Below are 24526 nucleotides of genomic sequence, written 5' to 3' on the forward strand. Positions count from 1 at the left end.
AGATTATTACTTTGATAGAAGTTTGGTATTACACTGGCTTTAAGCTATGGCAATCTATTGTTCTCTTGGTTGTTTGCTGATAGTTCATTTAGACCACGGAGCATTCATCCTGTATTCTTCTTGCATTTATCTTCGATAAAATTGATTTTTGAGACGATTGTATTTGTAATTTGAGTGTGTGGTGTGGTATATTAGCTATCTGGAAAAATAGACTTGTTGGGCAGGTAAGGAAAGCGAAGTCTATGAGAAGGGGGGGCAGCGGCGAGCGAGTTCCCTCTCCCATCTTGTGATGGTATAGATTGGATTAATCCTCTTCTTCTTGTGCCAATTTTATTCCTACTGCGTTTAGCTTCGCTTCAATCTCGTTTGCTGATACACGCCCGCAGGAGCGTAAGTTTTGTATTTCGTATTTGGTGTATTTTGTTATGTCTTTCACTGTTTTTATCTCTGCCATCAATAAAACACTCATAGCCCTTGTGCTAAATCCAAACTCCCGAATGTTTGTTGCCAGTATTTGTTCTATTGTTTTGGCTTGTTTCTCCTTTTTGGTTGCGTATCCTTCCAATTCTGCAATTATTTCTTTAGCCTCGTTTAGAATCTTGATAAGTCTGTTGATTTTATCCTTTTCCATGATGTTGTGTATTTATTGGATGCAAAGATAATTTATTTGTGGTGAAAAATATCCTTGATAGCTTTATTTTTGCCTTGTAATTTGAATTAGTGAAAGTTGAGAATAAAGATTATGGTTATATAATTGATCCAGCTTTCACTGTTATTATAAAGTAATAAGCGAAGATTGTACTATTTTGTCGAAAACTTGAAAAATAGTTTAGTGCTTTTTTGTTTATGAGATAATTATTTATCATCTTTGCGCTAACAGAACGCAACACGTTCGGTTTTTATTGATAGCGTGCAATTATGCACTGTGAACGGAAACTAGCAACTTCTATATAGAGCACGGTGATTGCAACGCCTTCGTACTCGATTACGTATAGTAATATATATAGTCGGGTCGAGGCTTGCTTTTCGTCTCTATAGGTTTGCTAGACCTCCGTTACGAAGAGCAGCCCGGTCCGATTTTTAAATCTTCCGGATTGCTAAAATATAGCGCCGGATTTTTTTAATTCCGGTGCTAACAAGAAAGCAGCCGGAAACGCACAGGGGAGCCACGTTCATCTTCTCACGTTAGTAGTTTGAATCCCACCCGGCTGTTTCCTTTAAAAATAGAATTGATAGGTTGGATACTTAACGGCGAGAGAATCTGTTAACTCCTTCTCGTTTTAAGTCCATCCCTGAAACCGCCTCTTTTCCTTGAGGCGGTTTCATTTCTTCCCGCTTGTACTTCAGAACGCTAAAAACGAAATTTTATTTTTATATCTCGATTAATTGATTTATCTTTGCGCCCAGTTTTCGAATTGTTAAATATGAACTTCAATCCGCTTGAAAGGGGGTGGTCAATTATTTTTGAGATAGTAAAAAATATACATATATTTAATTAGTAAGCAGCACATTATAGTGTTGTCGGATTTTTTTATTATAAAATAAGTATTCATTTTTTAAAATTATAAATCATGATAATTGTACCATTAAAAGAAGGCGAAAATATCGAGAGAGCACTGAAAAAATTCAAAAGAAAATTCGAAAAAACCGGCGTGATTAAAGAGCTGAGAGATCGTCAGGCTTTCACCAAACCGTCTATTAGAAATAGAATGGCCCGGATGAAAGCTGCCTATCGTCAATCTTTGCAACAAGCGGAAGAATAAATCGATCACTTTCTTTGTTTTTCCAAACAAAAAACGTAACTTGCTTACGTTATTAAAATAGTAGAAATGATGCAGATAGAATTGTTCTTGAAGTATTTGAGTAGCGTGAAACGTTATTCGGAAAATACGATCATCGCGTATAAGGCGGATTTGTATCAGTTCTACGAATTTTGTGGATTGGAAGGGAATAATGAGGATTTTTCTCGAGTGACGACCAAACTCGTTAGAGAATGGGTCGTGGCAGAGATGAGGGGAGACTTGAGGGTGAACGGTACCAGAGGGAAGTTAAGTGCTGCTTCCGGTAAGCGTAAGTTGAGCAGTATAAAGGCGTTTTTTCGTTTCCTTGTAAAAGAGAAAGTGATAGAGGTGAATCCCGCTGAGAATATCAGCGGGCCGAAATTGCCGAAGCGATTGCCGGTTTTCGTGAGGGAAGAGGAGATGGAATGTACGCTGGATGATGCGGAGAAAAAGAAAGGTTTTTCCGGGTTAAGAGATTTCTTGATCTTGTTGATGGCTTATGATACGGGAATGAGGCGTTCTGAAATTGTTGGATTGAAGGTAGGGAATGTTGATCTTTCACGGCGTTGTATTCGTGTTTTCGGGAAAGGTGGAAAATGGCGAGAAATCCCAATCATGACCGAGTTGATACAGGACATCGAATGTTATTTGGATGCCCGGAGCCGCGTGGTGGAAGGGGAGCATGACATGTTTTTCGTGACCGATAAGGGAAAGCCGCTTTACGCTAATTTCGTTTATCGTTTGGTGACGAAAGAACTGGAATCACATACTTCTTTAGCAAAACGCAGCCCGCACGTGTTGCGACATTCTTTTGCCACGCACCTGTTGGATAACGGTGCGCCGATTCAAGGAATTAAAGAATTGCTGGGGCATTCCAACTTGGCAGCTACTCAGGTGTACACTCATAATTCTGTGGAGAAAATGTTGAAGATTTTTAAACAAGCTCACCCGCGAGCATAAATTATAGGAGGAAACGATATGGACATTAGAATTAATCCTGTAGGTTTTTCAGTAAATCCAGTGCTGGAGGAGTTCATTAACAAGAAGTTCTCGAAATTGGAGAAGTATCACGACGGAATTATGAGTATAGATGTTACGTTGAAATTGGAAAAAGACGATCATCTGGAAAATAAGTTAACCGAGGTGCATGTTGATGTCAAAGGGCAAGACGTGTTCGCTAAAAAGAACGCGAAAACTTTTGAAGAAACAGTGGACGAGTTGTACGATGTATTGAAGAGACAACTTGTTAAAGCGAAAGAAAAAAGAGAAAATTAAGAAAAATGATCTCATTTATTGTGAGATATGATTTTTAATTTGTACATTTGCAAGCCAAATTAAATGGGTTTTCTCGCACTTGTCCGGGTAATTTCCAGGTAAACAGCGAGTTGCTTGCATGAAATTGAGTTATTGAGATAAATTGTTTAATAATAAAAATTGTTTTAGAGTTATGGCTAAAGAACATTTTGACAGGTCCAAACCACACGTAAATATTGGTACTATCGGTCACGTTGACCACGGTAAAACTACTTTGACGGCTGCTATCACTACGGTATTGGCAAAAAAAGGTCTTTCTGAATTACGTTCATTCGATTCTATCGATAACGCACCGGAAGAAAAAGAGAGAGGTATCACCATTAACACTTCTCACGTTGAATACCAGACTGCAAATCGTCACTATGCACACGTTGACTGTCCGGGACACGCCGACTATGTAAAGAACATGGTAACTGGTGCTGCTCAGATGGACGGTGCTATCTTAGTTTGTGCCGCTACTGATGGTCCGATGCCTCAGACTCGTGAGCACATCCTTTTGGCTCGTCAGGTAAACGTTCCGAGAATCGTTGTATTCTTGAACAAGGTGGATATGGTGGACGACCCGGAAATGTTGGAGTTGGTTGAGATGGAAGTTCGTGAGTTGTTATCATTCTATCAATATGACGGAGATAATACTCCGGTTATCTTAGGTTCTGCTCTTGGAGCATTGAACGGAGAAGCAAAATGGGAAGAGAAAGTAATGGAGTTGATGGATGCAGTTGACAACTGGATTGAGTTGCCGCAACGTGCCGTTGATAAACCGTTCTTGATGCCTGTTGAGGACGTGTTCTCTATCACTGGTCGTGGAACTGTTGCTACCGGTCGTATCGAAACTGGTATCGTTCACACGGGTGATGAGTTGGAAATTATCGGTTTGGGTGCTGATGGTAAGAAAACCGTATGTACCGGAGTTGAGATGTTCCGTAAGATTCTTGACGAAGGTCAAGCTGGTGATAACGTTGGTTTGTTACTTCGTGGTATCGACAAAGACGAGATCAAACGTGGTATGGTATTGGCAAAACCGGGTTCTGTTAAACCGCACGATAAATTCAAAGCTGAGGTTTATATCTTGAAGAAAGAAGAAGGTGGTCGTCACACTCCGTTCCACAACAGATACAGACCTCAATTCTATATCCGTACCTTGGACGTTACCGGTGAGATCACTCTTCCGGAAGGACGCGAGATGGTAATGCCTGGTGATAACTTGACAATCACTGTTGAGTTGATCACTCCGGTTGCTTGTAACGTAGGTTTGCGTTTCGCTATCCGTGAAGGTGGTAGAACCGTAGGTGCTGGTCAGATCACTGAGATCTTAGACTAATACAATTTTAGATTTAATGATTTTAGATTGTAGATTCGCAATTAAAATTTGAAATTTAAAATAATGAGCCGGCTTCGGTCGGCTTACACACGGGAGTGGCTCAGTTGGTAGAGCATCGGTCTCCAAAACCGAGGGTCGGGAGTTCGAACCTCTCCTCCCGTGCAAATTAAATATAGAACAAATGAAGATTAAAAGTTATATATCAGATGTTTATAACGAGCTGGTGAATAAAGTAACTTGGCCCACGTGGTCTGAGCTCCAGAGTAGTGCAACAATTGTGATGATTGCTTCCGTTATCATAGCGTTGTGCATTTTTGCAATGGATTTTTCGTTCAGACATATCGTGACCGGTATATATAATTTGTTTTACTAAAAATCTTGGAGGTCTAACATGGCTGAAATGAAAAAAAGATGGTATGTACTTCGGACCATTGGAGGAAAAGAGAAGAAGGTAAAGGAGTACATCGAGAACGAAATCGCCAGTTTAGGGCTTCAGGATTACGTTTCACAGGTTTTAGTACCTGCAGAGAAGGTGTATCAGGTGCGTAACGGGAAAAAGTATAGCAGTGAGCGAAATCTTTATCCGGGTTACGTGTTGATCGAGGCCGCACTCGTTGGAGAAATCCCTCACATACTTCGTGACATCACGAATGTGATCGGCTTCCTGGGGGAAACCAAAGGAGGAGACCCTGTACCGATGCGTCAAGCAGAGGTAAACCGGATCTTGGGTACTGTAGATGAACTTGCGGAACAACCAGAAGAAATAAGTATCCCTTATTTCGTTGGCGAGTCAGTTAAAGTGACTGACGGACCGTTTAATGGTTTTACCGGTGTGATAGAGGAGGTGAATACGGACAAGAAACGCTTGAAAGTAATTGTCAAGATTTTCGGACGGAAAACACCACTTGAATTAAGTTTCATGCAGGTAGAAAAAGAATAACAATTATTTGATTAAAAACAATCATGGCAAAACAAGTTGAAGCTATTATCAAGCTGCAAATTAAAGCCGGAGCTGCTAATCCTTCGCCTCCAGTAGGACCGGCGTTAGGTTCTAAGGGAGTCAATATCATGGACTTCTGTAAGCAATTTAACGCTAGAACTCAAGAGCAGGCAGGAAAGATCATCCCGGTAATTATACAGGTGTATGGTGATAAATCGTTTGATTTTATTACAAAACAACCTCCTGTTGCTATTCAACTTTTGGAAGTTGCTAAAATCAAATCCGGTTCCGCAGAGCCTAATCGTAAGAAAGTGGCCTCTATCACTTGGGATCAAGTGAGAGCAATCGCTACGGACAAGATGAAAGATTTGAACGCTTTTGAAATTGAGAAAGCAATGAGTATGGTAGCTGGTACCGCCAGAAGTATGGGTATAACCGTAACCGGTGACAGACCTTTTTAATGAACTTGTAACACTTCAAACGTAATGAGTAAACTGACAAAAAATAAGAAGTTAGCTTTAGCGAAGATCGAAGGTGGAAAAGTATATTCTATCGACGAGGCCGCACAGCTTGTGAAGGAAATCACTTTCACGAAGTTTGATGCGTCAGTTGACATGGACGTTCGACTGGGTGTAGACCCGCGTAAAGCCAATCAAATGGTGCGCGGTGTATGTACTTTACCTCATGGAACCGGTAAACAAGTAAGAGTTTTGGTTTTGTGTACGCCTGATAAGGTGGAAGAAGCTAAGGCTGCCGGAGCCGATTACGTTGGATTGGATGAATATATCGAAAAATTGAAAGGCGGCTGGACCGACATCGATATTATCATCACGATGCCTTCTGTAATGGGTAAAGTAGGTGCTCTTGGTAGAATTTTGGGTCCTCGTGGATTGATGCCAAACCCGAAGAGTGGTACTGTAACCCCGGAAATCGGGAAAGCAGTAACCGAGGTGAAGGCTGGTAAGATCGACTTTAAAGTTGACAAATTCGGTATTATTCACGCTTCTATTGGTAAAGTTACATTCGAGCCGAACAAGATTATGGAGAACGCTAGAGAATTCTTGAACGTGATCAATAAATTGAAACCGGCTGCCGCTAAAGGTACTTATATCAAGAGCGTGTATCTGTCAAGTACGATGAGTCCCGGTATTCAAGTAGACCAAAAGACTTTACTTGATTAATGTAGTAATCTAAAAAGGACTTCAGTAGTATGAAAAAAGAAGATAAAAAAGTCGTAATAGAAACCTTGACGGAGCAAGTGAATTCTTACAAGCACTTGTATGTTAGTGACATTTCCGGTCTTGACGCTGTAGACACTCAGGCTTTGCGTCGGGCTTGCTTTGATGCTAACATCAAACTGGTGCAAGTGAAGAACACATTGTTGAAAAAGGCTTTGGAAAACGCTACCAACAACTACGAGGAAATTTTTTCTGCGTTGAAAGGCGATAGCGCAATCATGTTGTGCGACACCGGAAACGGTCCTGCAAAACTGATTAAAGAATTCCGTAAGACTAAAGACAAACCGGTATTCAAGGCCGCATTCGTAGAAGAATGTGCTTATGTTGGCGAGGATCAGCTTGAATCGTTGATCAGTATCAAGTCTAAAGAGGAGTTGCTTGCAGACATTATCGCAATGTTGCAGGCTCCGATGCAGAATGTTATTTCCGCATTGCAATCCGGACAAAATACTATCGCTGGTGTTGTTAAAACACTTTCTGAAAAAGAATAATTTTTATAGTTTAGTAAACAAACAATTTTAAATAGTATAGAAATGGCAGATTTGAAAAAACTTGCAGAAGAGCTAGTAAACCTTACCGTAAAAGACGTAAAAGAATTAGCTGATATTTTAAAAGAAGAGTACGGAATCGAACCTGCAGCAGCTGCTGTAGCTGTTGCTGCTCCTGCAGCTGGTGGTGCTGCTGCCGCTGAAGCAGAGCAAACAGAATTCGATGTAATTCTTAAGTCAGCTGGTGCTGCTAAATTAGCTGTTGTTAAGTTAGTGAAAGAATTGACCGGTCTTGGATTGAAAGAGGCTAAAGAAATAGTTGACAAGGCTCCGGCTCCATTGAAAGAAAAAGTTTCTAAAGAAGAGGCTAACACGCTGAAGACTCAATTAGAAGAGGCAGGAGCTGAAGTTGAACTTAAATAAAATAAAACCGGTTGGTTTTTCCAGGTTTAGAGTCTCATGTGGACTCTAAACCATTTTGTTGTTATGATTGTTTAGGTTCAAAAAAAATAATAGATGTCTTCATATAATTCAAACAATAGAATAAGCTTTGCATCGATAAAGAATCAGTTGGAATACCCTGATTTTCTTGAAGTGCAATTAAAGTCTTTCAAGGACTTTTTTCAATTAGGTACCACGCCTGAGAACAGAAAGAATGAAGGCCTTTACACGGTTTTCAAGGAGAATTTTCCTATTACTGATACTCGGAACAACTTTGTTTTGGAATTTTTGGACTATTTTATAGATCCGCCTCGCTACACGATCGAGGAGTGTCTGGGTCAGGGATTGACTTATGGCGCACCCTTGAAGGCGAAATTGAAGTTGTACTGTACAGATCCGGAACATGAAGATTTTGATACCGTTATCGAGGATGTATATTTAGGAAATGTTCCTTACATGACCCCGAAAGGTACTTTCGTGATCAATGGAGCAGAGCGAGTGGTCGTTTCTCAGTTACACAGGTCTCCCGGTGTTTTCTTCGGGCAGAGTATTCATGCGAATGGTACGAAGCTTTATTCCGCTAGAATTATTCCGTTCAAGGGTTCCTGGATCGAGTTTGCCACGGACATCAATAACGTGATGTACGCGTATATCGACCGGAAGAAAAAATTGCCGGTAACCACTCTTTTACGAGCTATCGGTTTTGAAACGGATAAGGATATTCTTGAAATATTTGGTCTGGCTGATGAAGTGAATGTTTCCCGTACGGGGTTGAAGAAAGTCGTTGGCAGACGGTTGGCTGCTCGTGTTTTGAAATCTTGGATTGAAGATTTCGTTGATGAAGATACCGGTGAAGTTGTTTCTATCGAGCGTAACGAGATTATCGTTGACCGTGAAACAGTGCTGGAGCCTGAGCATATTGATGCGATTGTCGAGTCAGGTGCGAAGACGATCCTTCTTCACAAGGAGATGCAAAATCTGGCAGATTATGCCATTATATATAACACGTTACAAAAAGACCCCTGTAACTCGGAGAAAGAGGCCGTATTACATATTTACAGGCAGTTGCGTAGTTCGGAGCCGCCTGACGAGGCTACTGCCCGCGATGTGATCGACAAGTTGTTCTTCTCTGATAAACGTTACGATTTGGGTGACGTGGGACGTTACAAGTTAAACAAGAAATTGGGACTTGCAACAGATCCGGATATCCGTGTTTTGACGAAAGAGGATATTATCGAGATCATCAAATATTTGATTCGTTTATTGAACGCTAAGACCGACGTGGACGATATTGACCACTTGAGTAATCGTCGTGTACGTACTGTCGGCGAACAATTATATAATCAATTCGGCGTGGGATTGGCCCGTATGGCCCGTACGATTCGTGAAAGAATGAACGTGCGTGACAACGAGGTATTCACCCCGGTTGATTTGATCAACTCGAAGATTTTGTCTTCCGTGATCAACTCGTTCTTCGGAACGAATGCGTTATCTCAGTTCATGGATCAGACGAATCCATTGGCCGAGATCACTCACAAGAGACGTATGTCGGCCTTGGGTCCCGGAGGTCTTTCCAGAGATCGTGCCGGATTCGAGGTGCGTGACGTACACTATACTCACTATGGTCGTTTGTGTCCGATCGAGACGCCGGAGGGACCGAATATCGGTTTGATTTCTTCTCTTTGCGTGTACGCTAAGATCAACGATCTAGGATTTATCGAAACTCCTTACCGTAAGGTGAATAATGGTATCGTGGATCTTTCCGAGGAAGGGGTACGCTACTATTCGGCAGAGGAAGAGGAGGAGTTGGTAATTGCTCAGGCAAGTTCTGCTATCGATGAAGATGGCAAGTTTACGAATAAATGGGTAAAAGCCAGAAAAGATGCGGACTTCCCGTTGGCAGCCGGAGAGGATGTCGATTTGATCGATGTTGCCCCGAATCAGATTGCATCTATCGCGGCGTCTTTGATCCCGTTCTTGGAGCATGATGATGCCAACCGAGCGTTGATGGGATCGAACATGATGCGTCAGGCAGTTCCGATTATTTCCCCGCAATCCCCGATCGTGGGAACCGGTTTGGAGGCTAATCTGATTAAGGATTCCAGAACGCAGGTTGTCGCAGAGGGACCGGGAGTGATCTCTTTTGTTGACGGACGCAAGATTGTTGTTAAATATGACCGTACGGAGGAAGAGGCTTTTGTAAGCTTTGAACCTGATACGAAAGAATATTACCTGCCGAAATACCAACGTACAAACCAGAGTACGACGATCACGTTGAAACCGATTGTGAGAAAAGGTCAACGTGTGGAAGAAGGTCAGATATTGACGGAAGGATACTCTTCAGAAAAGGGAGAATTGGCACTCGGACGGAACTTGAAAGTGGCATTCATGCCGTGGAAAGGATACAACTACGAGGATGCTATCGTGATCTCCGAGAATATCGTGCGGAATGATGTCTTTACATCTGTTCACGTGGACGAGTATTCTCTGGAAGTTCGTGAAACGAAACGTGGATTGGAAGAGTTGACGGCTGATATTCCGAACGTAAGTGAGGAGGCCACGAAGGATTTGGATGAAAACGGAATCATTCGCGTGGGGGCTCGTGTTCAACCGGGAGATATCCTGATTGGTAAGATTACCCCGAAAGGAGAGTCCGATCCTAGTCCGGAGGAAAAATTGTTGAGAGCAATCTTCGGTGATAAAGCCGGTGATGTGAAAGATGCTTCATTGAAAGCTTCTCCTTCATTGAAAGGTGTTATTATTGATAAGAAGTTGTTCCAACGTACGGTAAGTGATCGGAAAACGAAAGCTGCCGGTAAGAACATTTTGGCCGAACTGGATGAACAATTCCAACGTAAAGTCGGAGATTTGACTACTTTATTGATCGACAAATTATTCGAGTTGGTAAATGGTAAGACTTCGCAAGGCGTGAAGAATTACTTGAACGAGGATATTGTTCCGAAGGGAGTGAAGTTCTCTTACAAGATGTTGCAGAACATGGACTTCTTGCAAATCAACCCGAACAAATGGACGACCGATAAGCAGAGAAACGATATGATTCGTGACTTGTTGCATAATTATATCATCAAGTACAAGGAGATCGAAGGTCAGATTAAACGTAAGAAGTATAACGCTACCGTCGGTGACGAGCTTCCTTCTGGAATTATCAAGATGGCTAAGGTTTACGTGGCTAAGAAACGTAAATTGCAAATCGGTGATAAGATGGCAGGACGTCACGGTAACAAGGGTATTGTATCCCGCGTAGTAAGGGTAGAGGATATGCCGTTCTTGTCTGACGGAACTCCGGTTGATATTTGTTTGAACCCGCTGGGTGTACCTTCCCGTATGAACTTGGGACAGGTATTCGAAACCGTGTTGGGTTGGGCCGGAAAGAATTTGGGATTGAAGTTTGCAACTCCTATTTTCGATGGTGCCTCTTTGGACGATATCAACAAATACACGGACGAGGCAGGTGTGCCTAGATTCGGAACCACCTATCTGTATGACGGGGGAACGGGAGAACGTTTCGACCAGCCGGCAACCGTGGGTGTGATCTATATGCTGAAACTGGGACACATGGTTGATGACAAGATGCACGCTCGTTCTATCGGACCTTACTCGTTGATCACGCAGCAACCTCTTGGAGGTAAGGCTCAGTTCGGAGGTCAGCGTTTCGGAGAGATGGAGGTTTGGGCTCTTGAGGCTTTCGGAGCATCACACATCTTGCAGGAAATCTTGACCGTGAAGTCTGACGACGTGATGGGTAGAACCAAAACTTACGAGCATATCGTGAAAGGTGAACCTCTTCCGACACCCGGAATTCCGGAATCATTCAACGTATTGTTGCATGAACTTCGCGGGTTGGGATTGAGCGTTAATCTTATATAATGCAAAATTGAAAATGGAAAATTGAAAATGGAGAACCGGAAGAATTAATTTTCAATTCTCAATTTTCAATTTTCAATTAACAGATAAAATATGGCCTTCAGAAAAGACAATAAAGTAAAAAATTTTACTAAGATCGCTATTGGATTGGCTTCCCCGGAAGAAATTCTGGAACGGTCCAGTGGTGCTGTATTAAAACCGGAGACGATTAACTATCGTACTTACAAACCCGAACGCGACGGTTTGTTCTGCGAACGTATCTTCGGTCCGGTGAAGGATTACGAATGTCATTGCGGTAAATATAAACGTATTCGGTACAAGGGTATCGTTTGTGACCGTTGTGGTGTTGAGGTTACGGAGAAGAAGGTTAGACGTGAGCGTATGGGACATATCCAGTTGGTGGTTCCGGTGGCTCATATCTGGTATTTCAAGTCGTTGCCAAATAAAATCGGTTACTTGTTAGGGTTACCTTCCAAGAAACTGGATACCGTTATTTACTACGAGAGATACGTGGTTGTAAACCCGGGTATCATGGGGGATTCCGGTATCAAAACAATGGATTTCCTGACGGAAGAAGAGTATTTGGATATTCTGGATAAACTTCCAACAGATAATCAATATTTGGATGATGATGATCCAAACAAGTTCATTGCAAAGATGGGTGCGGAAGCTATTTCCATGTTGTTGGAACGTCTGAACTTGGATGATCTTTCATACGATTTAAGAAATAAAGCAAATACGGAGACTTCTCAACAGAGAAAGAACGAGGCGTTGAAACGTCTTCAGGTCGTAGAGGCTTTCCGTGAAAGTAAAGAAATTAATAAGCCGGAATGGATGATCGTGAAGGTGTTGTCTGTGATACCGCCTGAATTGCGTCCGTTGGTTCCGTTGGACGGAGGTCGTTTTGCTACTTCCGATTTGAATGATTTGTACAGACGGGTGATTATCCGTAATAATCGTTTGAAGAGATTGATCGAGATCAAGGCTCCGGATGTAATCTTGCGTAATGAAAAACGTATGTTACAGGAGGCCGTAGATTCGTTGTTCGATAACTCTCGTAAATCCAATGCGGTTAAGATTGAAAATAACAGACCGTTAAAGTCTCTTTCCGACAGTTTGAAAGGTAAACAAGGACGTTTCCGTCAGAACTTGTTGGGTAAGCGTGTTGACTACTCTGCACGTTCGGTAATCGTTGTAGGTCCGGACTTGAAGATGCACGAGTGTGGTCTTCCGAAAGACATGGCGGCTGAATTGTATATGCCGTTTATTATCCGTAAACTGATCGAGCGCGGTATCGTGAAGACGGTGAAGAGTGCCAAGAAGATCGTGGATCGTCGTGATCCGATCGTTTGGGATATTCTTGAAAACGTGTTGAAAGGTCATCCGGTATTGTTAAACCGAGCCCCGACCCTGCACCGTTTGGGTATTCAGGCATTCCAGCCGAAATTGATCGAGGGTAAAGCAATCCGTTTGCACCCGTTAGCTTGTACCGGATTCAACGCTGACTTCGACGGTGACCAGATGGCCGTACACTTGCCATTAGGTAACGAAGCTGTATTGGAAGCTCAGATTTTAATGTTGTGTTCTCATAACATTTTGAACCCGGCTAACGGTGCGCCTATCACGGTGCCTTCTCAGGATATGGTGCTCGGTTTGTACTATATCACGAAACCGAGGAAGGGTGTGAGGGGTGAAGGTTTGAAGTTCTATTCTCCGGAGGAAGTGATTATCGCTTTCAACGAGAGAGCCGTAGACTTGCATGCTGAAATCGAGGTGAAGATTGATAACGTGGACAAGGACGGTCAACCGATTAGGCATATGATCAAAACAACGGTTGGTCGTGTGATTTTGAACCAGTTCACCCCGAAAAACTATCCTTATATCAATACGTTGATTACGAAAAAAGCGTTGCGTGACATTATCGGTGACGTGTTCAAACGTTGCGGTGTGGACGTGACGGCTAAATTCTTGGATGATATTAAGGATTTGGGTTATCGTAAGGCATTTGAGGGAGGTTTGTCTTTCAACTTGGGAGACGTTATCGTTCCGGAGAACAAACAAGATTTGTTACAAGAAGGATATGACCAGGTTGAAGAGGTAATGGCGAACTATAACATGGGATTCATTACCAATAATGAAAGATATAACCAGATTATTGATATTTGGACACACGTGAACGCGAACTTGACCGCCACGTTGATGAAACAATTGGCAGCGGATGACCAAGGATTCAATTCTATCTACATGATGTTGGATTCCGGAGCCCGTGGATCTCGTGAGCAGATTCGTCAGTTGGGAGGTATGCGTGGATTGATGGCAAAACCGCAGAAATCAGGTGCTACTGGGGGACAGATTATCGAGAACCCGATCTTGGCAAACTTTAAAGAGGGACTTTCGGTGTTGGAGTACTTTATTTCAACCCACGGTGCCCGTAAGGGTTTGGCCGATACTGCGTTGAAGACTGCAGATGCCGGATATTTGACTCGTCGTTTGGTTGACGTGGCTAACGATATCACGATTACCGAGGAAGATTGCGGTACGTTGAGAGGTATTACCATTTCGGCTATCAAGAATAACGAAGAGATCGTGTCTTCTTTGTCAGAGAGAATTTTAGGACGTGTTTCCGTGCATGATATTTATCATCCGAATACGGGTGAATTGATCGTGGCCTCTGGAGATGAGATCACGGAGGTAGTTGCCGATATTATCGAGAACTCCCCGATCGAGCGTGTTGAAGTTCGTTCTGTATTGACTTGCGAGGCGAAGAAGGGCGTTTGTGCTAAATGTTACGGACGTAACTTGGCTACCAGCCGTATGGTTGAGAAAGGTGAGGCTGTCGGGGTTATCGCTGCACAGTCTATCGGTGAGCCGGGTACTCAGTTGACATTGAGAACCTTCCACGTGGGAGGTACTGCGGGAAATATTTCCAGCGAAAACTCTTTGAAGGCGAAGTATGATGGTTACGTTGAGTATGAAGAATTACGTTCTGTTGAGTACACGCAAGATAACGGAACGACCTGTGACGTGGTTGTAGGACGTTTGACGGAGTTGCGTATATTGGATAAGAACACGAATATTATATTGATTTCTCACGCTATCCCTTACGGTGCTAAGTTGTTCGTGAAGGATGGACAGGAGATCAGCAAGGGTGAATTGCTTTGTGAATGGGACCCGTTCAATGCTTTGATCATTACCGAATTCTCCGGTACGGTTGGGTTGGAAAACTTGATCGAGGGTGAAACCTATAAGGAAGAATCCGATGAAACCACCGGATTTAGGGAGATGATCATTATTGAGTTCCGTGACAAGATGAAAGCGCCTGCTTTGTGTATCAATGATGCAGAAGGAAACACGGTGAAGAGTTACAACTTGCCGGTAGGCGCCCACATTGTCGTGAAGGAAGGAGCTGAGGTTGTTGCCGGTAGTACCATTGCCAAGATTCCGAGAGCTGTTGGTAAAGCAGGCGATATCACGGGAGGTCTTCCGCGTGTTACCGAGTTGTTCGAGGCTCGTAACCCGTCGAATCCGGCCGTTGTATCGGAAATTGACGGTGAGGTAACTTACGGTAAGATCAAACGCGGTAATCGTGAAATTATCGTGACATCAAAAGCCGGAGAGGTAAAGAAATATCTGGTTTCTTTGTCTAAACAAATTTTGGTGCAGGAGAACGATTATGTACGTGCAGGTACCCCGTTATCTGACGGTGCAATTACCCCGACTGATATTTTGAATATCGAGGGACCGATCAAGGTTCAGGAGTATATCGTGAACGAGGTACAGGATGTATACCGGATGCAGGGTGTGAAGATCAATGATAAGCATTTCGAGATCATTGTACACCAGATGATGCGTAAGGTATTGATCCAAGATGCCGGAGATACGAGATTCTTAGAGAATCAGGTGGTGGATAAGAGTGAGTTCATGGAAGAAAACGATGCAATCTACGGAAAGAAAGTGGTACTGGAAGCCGGGGATTCGGATCGGGTGAAACCGGGACAGATTATCTCTGTACGTATGTTGAGAGATATTAACTCACAATTGAAACGTAGAGACTTGAAGGTGGTAGAGGCTAGAGATGCTGTACCCGCAACTTCAGCTCAGGTATTACAGGGTATTACCCGTGCTGCATTGCAGACGGCAAGCTTTATTTCTGCCGCATCATTCCAAGAAACCACGAAAGTATTGAATGAAGCTGCAATTTACGGTAAAGTCGATCCATTGGAAGGATTGAAAGAAAACGTGATTTGCGGTCACTTGATACCGGTGGGTACAGGTATGAAAGAATTTAGAAGTCTGATTGTAGGTTCTAAGGCGGATCTCGAAAGGATGGAAAAATAAAAATAGATAGAGGCGCCGCAAGGCGCCTTTATTGTTTAAACTATTAACCAAGGACTATTATGGAAGAGAAAAAACAACAATGTGATATTGAATTAGATCGGGATGTTGCACAGGGAACTTATTCGAATCTGTCAATTATTTCTCATTCTTCCTCCGAGTTTATTATTGATTTTATCCGTATTATGCCGGGGATGCCTAAGGCTGAAGTGAAAAGCCGTATTATTTTGACCCCGGAACACGCAAAACGCTTGTTACTGGCATTACAGGATAATGTTCGGAGATTTGAGATTGATTACGGGAAGATTAATTTACCGGAAGGCGGCCCTATTGCACCCATGTTCCCGATGGATTTGGAACCGCAGGGACAAGCTTGATAATTTTAGATTTGATGATTTTAGATTTTAGATTGTGTGATAAAAATCTAAAATTTGAAATCTGAAATTATTAGAGCCACTTTTTTCTTTTGAAGTAAAGGAGCATGGTGATGGTGATGATGACCATGATGCCCCAGAGGATGAAGTAGGCGTAGTGGTGTTTTAATTCGGGGATATATTCGAAGTTCATTCCGTAGATTCCGGCGATAAAGGTGAGAGGGATGAAGATCGTGGAGAAGATGGTTAGTACTTTCATGACATCGTTTTGTCGATTCCCGATGTTGGTTTGGTAAAGATTGATTTGGTCGGATATCATGGAATAATATATCTCGATGGCTTCTTGAGCCTGTACAACCAGATCATCCAAGTCGTGTAAATACGTGTAGGTGTTTTGATTAATGAGGGGGGAGTCGCAATTGGTGAAGCGGGTGGTGACCTCTTTGAACGGGCGTACGTTTTTTCGGATGTATGAAAGTTCTGTCTTGTAATGATAAAGGTCCTCGATCACTTTGGCATCTGCCTCTAAAATGGTTTTACCGCGTTCTTCGATGGCGGCTCCTAATATTTCTAGGTTAATGATATAGTTGTCAACGAGGGTGTCCAGTAGGGCGTAACAGAGGTAATCCGTCCCGAAAGAGCGGATGCGGGTTTTGCCGTCGTATAGGCGTTTCTTCACGTCTTTAAAATAATCGGCATCTGTTTCTTGAATGGTAATCAGGTAGTGAGATCCGACAATAAAAGAGATTTGTTCCATGTGTACGATCCCGTCGTCCTTGCCGAAATAGAAGGACTTGGCAATGATATATAAATGGTCGGATTCTTCGCTGAACCGCGGACGTTGGTCCGTGTTTAGAATGTCTTCCAAAAATAGAGAAGATACATCGAAGGCCTTGCCCATATCGGCAATCAGTTTGGTATTTTGCAGGCCGGATATGTTGATCCAAGTCATGTGGTCGTTGGACACGATGTCAACAATGTTTTCCATCGTTTCGGGAAAGAACTCTTTCAGGCCTTCTGAAGTGTATTGAATAACCTGAATGGAGTTTTTTGTCATTTTTTGTTTGCCGATGAAGATCAAGGAGCCGGGTGCGGCTCCTTTTGATTTCGTTCGGTCTTTAAGAAAACGGGCCATGTGCGTGCGAATTGAAAGTTAAAAACTAAAAGATAAAAGTTATTTCGAGTCTGAGTCTGCCGGTTCTATTTTCAGTTTTATGGGGTTAGAACTATCTCCCCAAGTTAGCGTGCGATACGGGAAGGGGAATTCCACGTTCTTGGCATCAAATACTTTTTTCAGACGACGGCGATATTCCCGGCCAACGGCCCATTGTTGCATGGGTTTTGTCTTGATAACAAGGCGAATGACCACGGCACTATCGGCAAAGTCGTTTACCCCGCTGATGGCCACGGGTTCGAGCATCATTTCTTTGTAAACAGGGTCATTGAACATTTCGTCTCCGACTTGTTGCATGAGCATGACGGCATTATCCGTGTCTTCCTTGTAACCGATCCCGATTTGCAGAACAATGGCAGACCATTCTTTGGTCATGTTGGAGAGCGTGTCTATTTTCCCGTTTTGGAAAATGTGTACGGTGCCTGAACTATCCCGTAGAGTAACGGTTCTTAATTCAATTTTTTCAACCAGTCCTTCTGTTCCGTTAATTACCGCCCAGTCTCCGGTGCGTAGCTGATCTTCCAAGAGAATAAAGAAACCGGATATGAAATCCCGTACTAATTCTTGAGCCCCGAAACCGACTGCTAATCCGACAATTCCGGCACTGGCGAGGATGGGGGCGATGTTGATATTGAATTTTCCGAGTAAGATCAGTAGGAAGATCACCCAAAGAAAGATTCTTCCGATACCGTATATGATCCCCGTGAGCGTGTTAATTCGTTTTTCCGCCTCGTTGTTGTCAATGTTTTCAGTCTTATGGGCTTTATTGATGGCGAGCTTTTTCATTTTTCGGGTTGTGAATCGTAAGGCTCGGAGTAGTGAAACGAATAAAATGACGAGAATAGCGATTGACGGGAGCTGGATGACACACCATGTAATTAGTTTTGTAAGCATTTCATTCCAGAATGCCGCTGTAAAGACGGCCGGAATATGTTGGGCTTCTTTCGTGTTCCAGAACACGACAATCCCATCTATTTGGGCGCTGTCAGGAATGTTTTTTTCGATGATCTGGTTTGTATTGTTATCCCACCAAGAATCATCCAGAGTTGCTTTGTTGATTAAGAAACTGGTGCTGACTTTCGGAACGGAAACGACGATCTCTCCCGAGGAAGGGAGATAGTTTATGTTGTGATAGGCATCCCGTATTTGTCCTAAATTGGAATTCAGCCCAATTCCTTCCGGGGTTTTGAATGAGGTGTCCCGAATGATGATACGATTAATAAAAGAACTAGTGTCTCCGGCAACTTCCGGGGTGGCTATAAAAAGGAGTTTGCCGTTATTGTCATATACATTGTAATCATCAAATTCTTGATTGAAGAATCCACCTTTGTTTTTGATGAGTTTGATTTGTTTCGCAGGGAATATGGAGTACAGTTGATGAATATTTGTACCTCTGGTAATGGAGCCAACATGGGTAGAACTTATGGTGTAGGGATTTTGTGAATCATCCGGGATGCCCATCAACTCCGGGATGGATGATTTTTTCCCGCAACTTATCATCGTGAGTATCAGACAGAGTAGAATTAAATAGTTTTTCATGGTAAGTGTATTTTAAATAACTTTATAGCCGTGCAGGTGTTTACTTGATAAAATTATACAAAACTTATTATCTATACAATTTAAAGACTGATTTTGTTCCATATTGAAAGGAATTTTATCACCGGAATTTTCAAACGTAACAAAAAAGTAACCGAAAAACGACGGGAAAAGATTCGTTGTTTAGAATTGTTTTATTTTATTTGTGCTGAAAAATATGTTTTTTGACATGCTCTGGCTTGATTGTCAAGGCAATATCTGAAAAGAAAAAAATACTGATACAAACTTGTTTAGATATTTCTATTGGCTACCTTTACGCATGTTTTACAACATAAAATTCGTGTGATATTATAGAATATAATTTATAATTTAATATTTAAGAACAAGTAACTAAGTCATGAGTGAAAAGACAGAAGTTATCGACAAAAAAGACATTGTAATTCGTTTCTCGGGAGATTCGGGAGATGGAATGCAATTGACCGGCCAGCAATTCTCGGATGCTGCTGCTTTATTTGGAAACGGTGTATCAACGTTTCCGGATTATCCTGCTGAAATACGCGCCCCGCAAGGTACGGTTGGTGGTGTTTCCGGGTTTCAAGTACATATTGGGAATGATCCCATTAAAACTCCGGGAGATTTTGCAGATGTGCTTGTGGCGATGAATCCTGCCGCTTTGAAGGCTAACTTGCGTTGGGCAAAAAAAGGTGCAACGATTATCGTGAACTTGGATGCATTTACCGACAAGAACATTGAAAAGGCCGGGTATAAAGAAAACCCGCTGGAAGATGTAGTCTTGCAAGATTATAACGTGGTCCCCGTGAAGATCACGACTTTAACGGAAGAGGCTTTGAAAGACAGTGGTCTGGATCAGAAATCTATCGTTAAATGTAAGAATATGTTCGCTCTTGGTATGATTTACTGGATGTTCGACCGTACGGTGGATCACACGAGAGATTTTATTAACCAGAAATTTGCCAAGAAACCGGAAATCGCAAGTGCTAACGTGAAAGTGTTGGAAAGTGGTTTCAATTATGCAGCTAATGTTCATGCTTTGGCTGTACACTTCAACGTGGCTCCCGCTCAGATCGAGAAAGGACGTTACCGGACGATTACCGGTAATAAGGCTACGGCATGGGGATTCTTGGCTGCTGCTGAAAAAGCGAATTTACCTTTGTTCTGCGGTTCTTATCCTATCACTCCGGCAACAGATATTTTACAAGAGTTGGCGTTGAGACGTGATTTGGGTGTGAAGACTTATCAGGCAGAGGACGAGATTGCCGGAATTTGTACTTCTATCGGTGCAAGTTACGTGGGTAATCTGGCTATCACGACGACTTCAGGTCCCGGTTTGGCATTGAAGAGCGAGGCTGCCGGTTTAGCCGTAATGGCGGAGTTACCATTGGTAATTGTTGACGTACAACGTGGTGGTCCTTCAACCGGTCTTCCCACGAAAACGGAACAATCCGACTTGTTGCAGGCTCTTTACGGACGTAATGGTGAAAGCCCTATGCCTGTTGTAGCTGCAAGTACCCCGGGTAACTGTTTCGACTATGCTTTCTGGGCTGCTAAAATAGCTGTAGAACATATGACTCCGGTTGTCCTGTTGACAGACGGGTTCTTGGGGAATGGCGCTCAACCGTGGAAGATTCCTTCATTGAAAGATTATCCTTCTATTACTCCGAGAGTGGCTAAAGAAGGTGATGATTATAAACCGTACGCTCGTGATCCGGAGACTTTGGCCAGAATGTGGGCTTTGCCGGGAACGAAAGGTTTGGAACACCGTATCGGTGGTTTGGAGAAGGTAAATGTAACGGGAGAGATTAGTTACGTGCCGGAAAACCACCAGATTATGACTGATTTGCGTGATGCTAAGGTGGCTAAAATTGCTGACAGCATTCCTCAACAGGAGATTTTCGGAAACCAAGACGGTGGCGATGTTCTTGTTGTTGGATGGGGTGGTACTTACGGTCACTTGTACTCGGTCGTTCGTGAATTGAGAGAAGAAGGTAAAGATGTGAGCTTGGCTCATTTCAACTTTATCAACCCGCTCCCGAAGAACACGGGTGAGGTTCTTGGTAAATTCAAGAAGATTATCGTTTGCGAGTTGAACTTGGGACAGTTTGCACAGTATTTGAGAGCTAAATTCCCGCATTACACGTATTATCAATATAACAAAGTAGCCGGATTACCTTTCACGGTAGTTGAGCTGAAAGAAAAAATAACCGAATTATTAGGAAAATAATCATGGCAGAACAATATACACCGAAAGATTTTAAGAGCAACCAAGAGATTCGTTGGTGTCCGGGTTGCGGTGACCATGGTATCATTAACTCCGTACAGAAAGCCATGGCTGAATTGGGGTACCCGAAAGAATCGTGGGCAGTTATTTCCGGAATCGGATGTTCTTCCCGTTTCCCCTATTACATGAATACTTATGGTTTTCATACGATTCATGGACGGGCTGCTGCTATCGCATCCGGAGCTAAAAGTGCTAATCCGAAATTGAATATCCTTCAAGTTTCCGGTGACGGAGATGCTTTGGCTATTGGTGGTAACCACTTTATTCATGCTATTCGTCGTAATATCGATATTACCACTTTGGTGTTCAATAACGAGATTTACGGGTTGACGAAAGGACAATATTCTCCGACCACGAAGTTGGGTACGAAAACTAAAACTTCTCCCTACGGAACAATCGAAACTCCGTTTAATCCGGGAGAGTTGGTAATCGGTGCGCAAGGAAGATTCTTCGCTCGTACGTTGGATATGAATATCAACTTGAGTGCAGAAGTTATCGAGGCCGGTGTGCGTCATAAAGGTACTGCTGTCGTGGAGATTCTTCAGAACTGCGTGATCTTTGCTGACGGGGTTCACTCTGCTATCACGGATAAAGAGATGAAGGAAGAGCGTCAATTGATCTTAAGACATGGCGAACCGATGGTTTTCGGAAAGAACAAGGACAAGGGTATCATGTTTGATATGAAGGCCGGTAAGTTGAAAGTTGTTGAGATCGGTAAGGATGGTATCACGTTGGATGATATTATGGTACATGATGCTCACAGCGAAAATCCTTCTATGCATTGGATGCTGGTACACATGAAAGCTCCGGAATATCCCGTGGCTTTAGGTGTGATCCGTGACGTGGAAGGTACGACTTATAATGATGCATTGGATGCCCAGATTGAGAACGTGAAGGCGAAGTCTTCTATCCGTTGTGTTGAAGATTTATTGAACAGCGGAGACGTTTGGGAAGTAAAATAATGGTTTTTAATATGTAGAAAAGTCCGAGTTTAAAGCTCGGACTTTTTTGTTTTGTTATTTGGAATGGGGCATGGATGCAATCCCCCAACGGGTATTTGGGGTAGAGTCCATTTGTAGTTTCAAGTGTCCGCCGTTTATAATTTCCCGACGATAGAACCAGCAATCTTCTAACGGTTGCCCGTTGAGTGTCGCGGACTGCACGTAATAATGATCGGGAGCGTTATTTTCTGTTTCAATCACGAGTGTTTTACCGGAATAGTACCGGGGATCAAGTTTAATCGTGATTTTGCGGAATTTAGGACTGCCAATTTGGTAAGAAGGGGTGATGTTGGTTCCTCCCTGTACGTCGAATAAACCCACGGCAGCCATGACATACCAGGCTCCCAATTGTCCTTGATCTTCGTCCTGTCCGTAACCGTAACCGTGTTCCGGTGTGGTACCGTAGAACTCATCACAGATTAACCGGGTGTATAGTTGTGTCAACCACGGTTTGCCGGAATAGTTGAATAGCCAAGCATCGTGTAGGCAGGGTTGATTTCCTTGATTGTATAATTTCTCGACACCGGAAAAACTATCAATCTCTTTTCCCCCACCAAATTGTGTTTTCCGGGATTCGATAAATGTTTTTTCCAGTCTTTCGTTGAAAAGATCGATTCCCATGAGGTTTATCAAACCTTGGATGTCATGGGGAACATACCATGTGTATTGTGCGGCATTCCCTTCTTGGAATCCTTTCCAGCCTTTCAGAGGGTCGAAGTCTTTCATGAAACTGCCATCCATTTCACGGGGACGCATATATTTTGTTTCCGGGTCGAATAGATTTTGGTAAGCGTACGAGTATTGTATGAGGGTATCGTAGGCGGCTGTTTTTCCGAGAGCTTTGGCCATTTGTGCCGCCGCGTAACAACTGAAGGCGTATTCCAGCGTGTGGGATGCCCCGAAGTTGCAGACCCAGTTATTGGGATACAGATAATCTTTCAAAGGAACAAAACCTTGTTTAATAAAGTATTCATTGTCGTATTTCCCGTTCCCCATATCCCGTCCTTTGTATTCTAGTTCGTTTTTACAGATGGCACTCCATGCTGTTTCGATGTTGAAATCACGAATCCCGGCTTGATAGGCGGCACATATGATTAATCCTTGGAAATTGGTTTGTACCCCGTTCGTGTATACTCCGGCAGCTTCCCCGTCGTGTAACCAACCGGAATTCTTGAAGAAGTCCAGATTTGATTTTATATAGCTGGAAAATATTTCAGGATAGGCTAAGGTCCATATTTGGGTGAGGTTCCAGAAACCGCCCCACATCCCGTCAGTATTGTGATGGGAATAGAGAGGAATTCCGTTTTTGTCTAGAGGGATCTGGCCAATCGTTTTATCATGTCGAATGTATTGTCCGTTTATGTCGTTGGCAATTCCCCTGCCGAGTAGGGCATGGTAGAGTCCGGTATAGAATTTGGTTTTATCTTCCGGGGTTCCGCCTTCTACTTGGATGCGACCGAGCAGTTCATTCCAAGTTTGACGGGCGGCATTTTTCACGTCATTGAAACTTTTGTTGGCAATTTCTGTATCCCGGTTGTTACGTGCGTTTTCAATGCTGGTATAGGATAGGCCGACTTGCATTTGTACCTGTTCATGCGCTTTTGTCGGGAAGGTGAGATATAGCCCGCATCCGGGGCCTTTTACCGTGTTGGAGTTTTCTTGTACCTTCTCGTTAATAAATGTTCCGATTGTTTGCGGTTGCTTGTCCAGCTTGGCGGCAAAGTAGATTTTTATTTTCCCGTCCGGCTGGCAGAATGTGGCATAAATCGGATAGTTTTCCACCCATCCGATCACTTCGTTAGTTTCCGGATGATACGTGACTTCTGCATCCGTGATGGTGGCACTTTCTCCTTGTTTATGCCCGATGTCAAACAGAATTCTTGACGTGGCGGATTGGGGAAAGGTATAGCGGTGAAAGCCCGTCCGGGTGGTTGCCGTGATTTCTGCTTTGATATTGTAATCCGTGAGAGTTACTGCGTAATAACCGGGAGTGGAAACTTCTGTCGCTTTGTCGATGCGTGAACGATACCCCGAATCCGGATCTTCTAATGTCCCCGGTAAGGTTTTTAATTCTCCAGTGGTAGGAATCGTTACAACGCCCCCGATTTGGAACTCGTGAAAATGGGCGAATCCTTCAATGGAAGTATGTCGATCGTCATATCCACAAGGTAGCCAACTCCCATAGCTTCCGTAAGCATTCGTGGTTGGGGCAAGTTTGGCCATTCCCATGGGGAGTGCGGCTGGGGTATAGAAAAACCAACGGCCATGTACCGAGCCGATTTGCGGATTAACCCAATCTACCGGTTGTTTCTTTTCCAGTGCAGGTTGGCATGAATAAAAACCTAGAATCAGTAAACATAGGCTAAAGAGACGGGTTGTAGTTTGCATCTTATTTTTAG

Annotated in this window: 19 protein-coding genes and 1 tRNA gene; 16 read left to right on the forward strand and 4 right to left on the reverse strand. The window is 43.1% G+C overall.

The annotated features are described in order from the left end of the window. Positions 1–304: 304 nt before the first annotated feature. Positions 305–631, reverse strand: coding sequence for a DNA-directed RNA polymerase subunit alpha C-terminal domain-containing protein (locus QVC79_RS07120; RefSeq protein ID WP_124318353.1), 327 nt, complete (start codon positions 629–631; stop codon positions 305–307). Between the two features lie 940 nt (positions 632–1571). Between QVC79_RS07120 and rpsU the strand changes: the two genes are divergently transcribed. The 14 genes from rpsU to QVC79_RS07190 all read left to right on the forward strand — a co-directional run bounded on the left by rpsU (position 1572) and on the right by QVC79_RS07190 (position 16120). After that, positions 1572–1763, forward strand: coding sequence for a 30S ribosomal protein S21 (gene rpsU, locus QVC79_RS07125; RefSeq protein WP_027200801.1), 192 nt, complete (start codon positions 1572–1574; stop codon positions 1761–1763). A 66-nt stretch (positions 1764–1829) separates the two neighbouring features. Beyond that, positions 1830–2741, forward strand: a complete 912-nt coding sequence (locus QVC79_RS07130; RefSeq protein ID WP_270592191.1) for a tyrosine-type recombinase/integrase — start codon at positions 1830–1832, stop codon at positions 2739–2741. Positions 2742–2759: 18 nt separating this feature from the next. Continuing rightward, the gene (gene hpf, locus QVC79_RS07135) at positions 2760–3056 is read left to right on the forward strand and encodes a ribosome hibernation-promoting factor, HPF/YfiA family (RefSeq protein ID WP_027200803.1); all 297 of its coding nucleotides are present in this window, start codon (positions 2760–2762) and stop codon (positions 3054–3056) included. A 172-nt stretch (positions 3057–3228) separates the two neighbouring features. Next, on the forward strand, positions 3229–4416 hold the full coding sequence (gene tuf, locus QVC79_RS07140) for an elongation factor Tu (RefSeq protein ID WP_151411504.1): 1188 nt from the start codon (positions 3229–3231) through the stop codon (positions 4414–4416). Positions 4417–4505: 89 nt separating this feature from the next. Beyond that, positions 4506–4578 (forward strand) — tRNA-Trp (locus tag QVC79_RS07145). A 19-nt stretch (positions 4579–4597) separates the two neighbouring features. Further along, positions 4598–4789, forward strand: a complete 192-nt coding sequence (gene secE / locus QVC79_RS07150; RefSeq protein WP_027200805.1) for a preprotein translocase subunit SecE — start codon at positions 4598–4600, stop codon at positions 4787–4789. Between the two features lie 18 nt (positions 4790–4807). Further along, a complete protein-coding gene (gene nusG, locus QVC79_RS07155) occupies positions 4808–5356 on the forward strand; it encodes a transcription termination/antitermination protein NusG (RefSeq protein ID WP_087420801.1) in 549 nt (182 codons plus the stop codon). Between the two features lie 23 nt (positions 5357–5379). Further along, positions 5380–5817, forward strand: a complete 438-nt coding sequence (gene rplK / locus QVC79_RS07160; RefSeq protein WP_027200807.1) for a 50S ribosomal protein L11 — start codon at positions 5380–5382, stop codon at positions 5815–5817. A gap of 24 nt (positions 5818–5841) precedes the next feature. Further along, complete coding sequence (rplA, locus tag QVC79_RS07165) at positions 5842–6537, forward strand: 50S ribosomal protein L1 (RefSeq protein WP_027200808.1); 696 nt, start codon at positions 5842–5844, stop codon at positions 6535–6537. Positions 6538–6566: 29 nt separating this feature from the next. Continuing rightward, positions 6567–7085, forward strand: a complete 519-nt coding sequence (gene rplJ / locus QVC79_RS07170; protein WP_124316710.1) for a 50S ribosomal protein L10 — start codon at positions 6567–6569, stop codon at positions 7083–7085. A gap of 42 nt (positions 7086–7127) precedes the next feature. Further along, entirely contained in the window at positions 7128–7505 is a 378-nt protein-coding gene (gene rplL, locus QVC79_RS07175) for a 50S ribosomal protein L7/L12 (RefSeq protein ID WP_124316711.1), read from the forward strand. 93 nt (positions 7506–7598) lie between these two features. Then, on the forward strand, positions 7599–11411 hold the full coding sequence (gene rpoB / locus QVC79_RS07180) for a DNA-directed RNA polymerase subunit beta (RefSeq protein ID WP_124316712.1): 3813 nt from the start codon (positions 7599–7601) through the stop codon (positions 11409–11411). A 90-nt stretch (positions 11412–11501) separates the two neighbouring features. Continuing rightward, a complete protein-coding gene (rpoC, locus tag QVC79_RS07185) occupies positions 11502–15746 on the forward strand; it encodes a DNA-directed RNA polymerase subunit beta' (RefSeq protein WP_124316713.1) in 4245 nt (1414 codons plus the stop codon). 59 nt (positions 15747–15805) lie between these two features. Next, positions 15806–16120 carry a DUF3467 domain-containing protein gene (locus QVC79_RS07190; protein WP_124316714.1) on the forward strand — a complete coding sequence of 105 codons (315 nt, stop codon included), beginning with the start codon at positions 15806–15808 and terminating at the stop codon, positions 16118–16120. Positions 16121–16190: 70 nt separating this feature from the next. Here the strand turns inward: QVC79_RS07190 and corA are convergent, their stop codons facing one another. Together corA and QVC79_RS07200 are read right to left on the reverse strand one after the other, a co-directional pair. Further along, positions 16191–17252: a magnesium/cobalt transporter CorA gene (corA, locus tag QVC79_RS07195; protein WP_270592197.1), complete on the reverse strand. Its 1062-nt coding sequence runs from the start codon at positions 17250–17252 to the stop codon at positions 16191–16193. Positions 17253–17291: 39 nt separating this feature from the next. Then, positions 17292–18830, reverse strand: a complete 1539-nt coding sequence (locus tag QVC79_RS07200; protein ID WP_206513579.1) for a mechanosensitive ion channel family protein — start codon at positions 18828–18830, stop codon at positions 17292–17294. A gap of 394 nt (positions 18831–19224) precedes the next feature. On the opposite strand from QVC79_RS07200, the gene QVC79_RS07205 reads away from it, so the two are divergent. Continuing rightward, on the forward strand, positions 19225–21069 hold the full coding sequence (locus tag QVC79_RS07205; protein ID WP_124315988.1) for a 2-oxoacid:acceptor oxidoreductase subunit alpha: 1845 nt from the start codon (positions 19225–19227) through the stop codon (positions 21067–21069). A 2-nt stretch (positions 21070–21071) separates the two neighbouring features. After that, positions 21072–22088 carry a 2-oxoacid:ferredoxin oxidoreductase subunit beta gene (locus tag QVC79_RS07210; protein ID WP_124315987.1) on the forward strand — a complete coding sequence of 339 codons (1017 nt, stop codon included), beginning with the start codon at positions 21072–21074 and terminating at the stop codon, positions 22086–22088. Between the two features lie 54 nt (positions 22089–22142). Here QVC79_RS07210 and QVC79_RS07215 read toward each other — a convergent pair whose 3' ends face one another. Continuing rightward, entirely contained in the window at positions 22143–24515 is a 2373-nt protein-coding gene (locus tag QVC79_RS07215; RefSeq protein ID WP_270592201.1) for a GH92 family glycosyl hydrolase, read from the reverse strand. Positions 24516–24526 lie beyond the last annotated feature (11 nt).

This window comes from Butyricimonas sp. (genome assembly GCF_019423355.1).
Classification (GTDB): domain Bacteria; phylum Bacteroidota; class Bacteroidia; order Bacteroidales; family Marinifilaceae; genus Butyricimonas; species Butyricimonas faecihominis.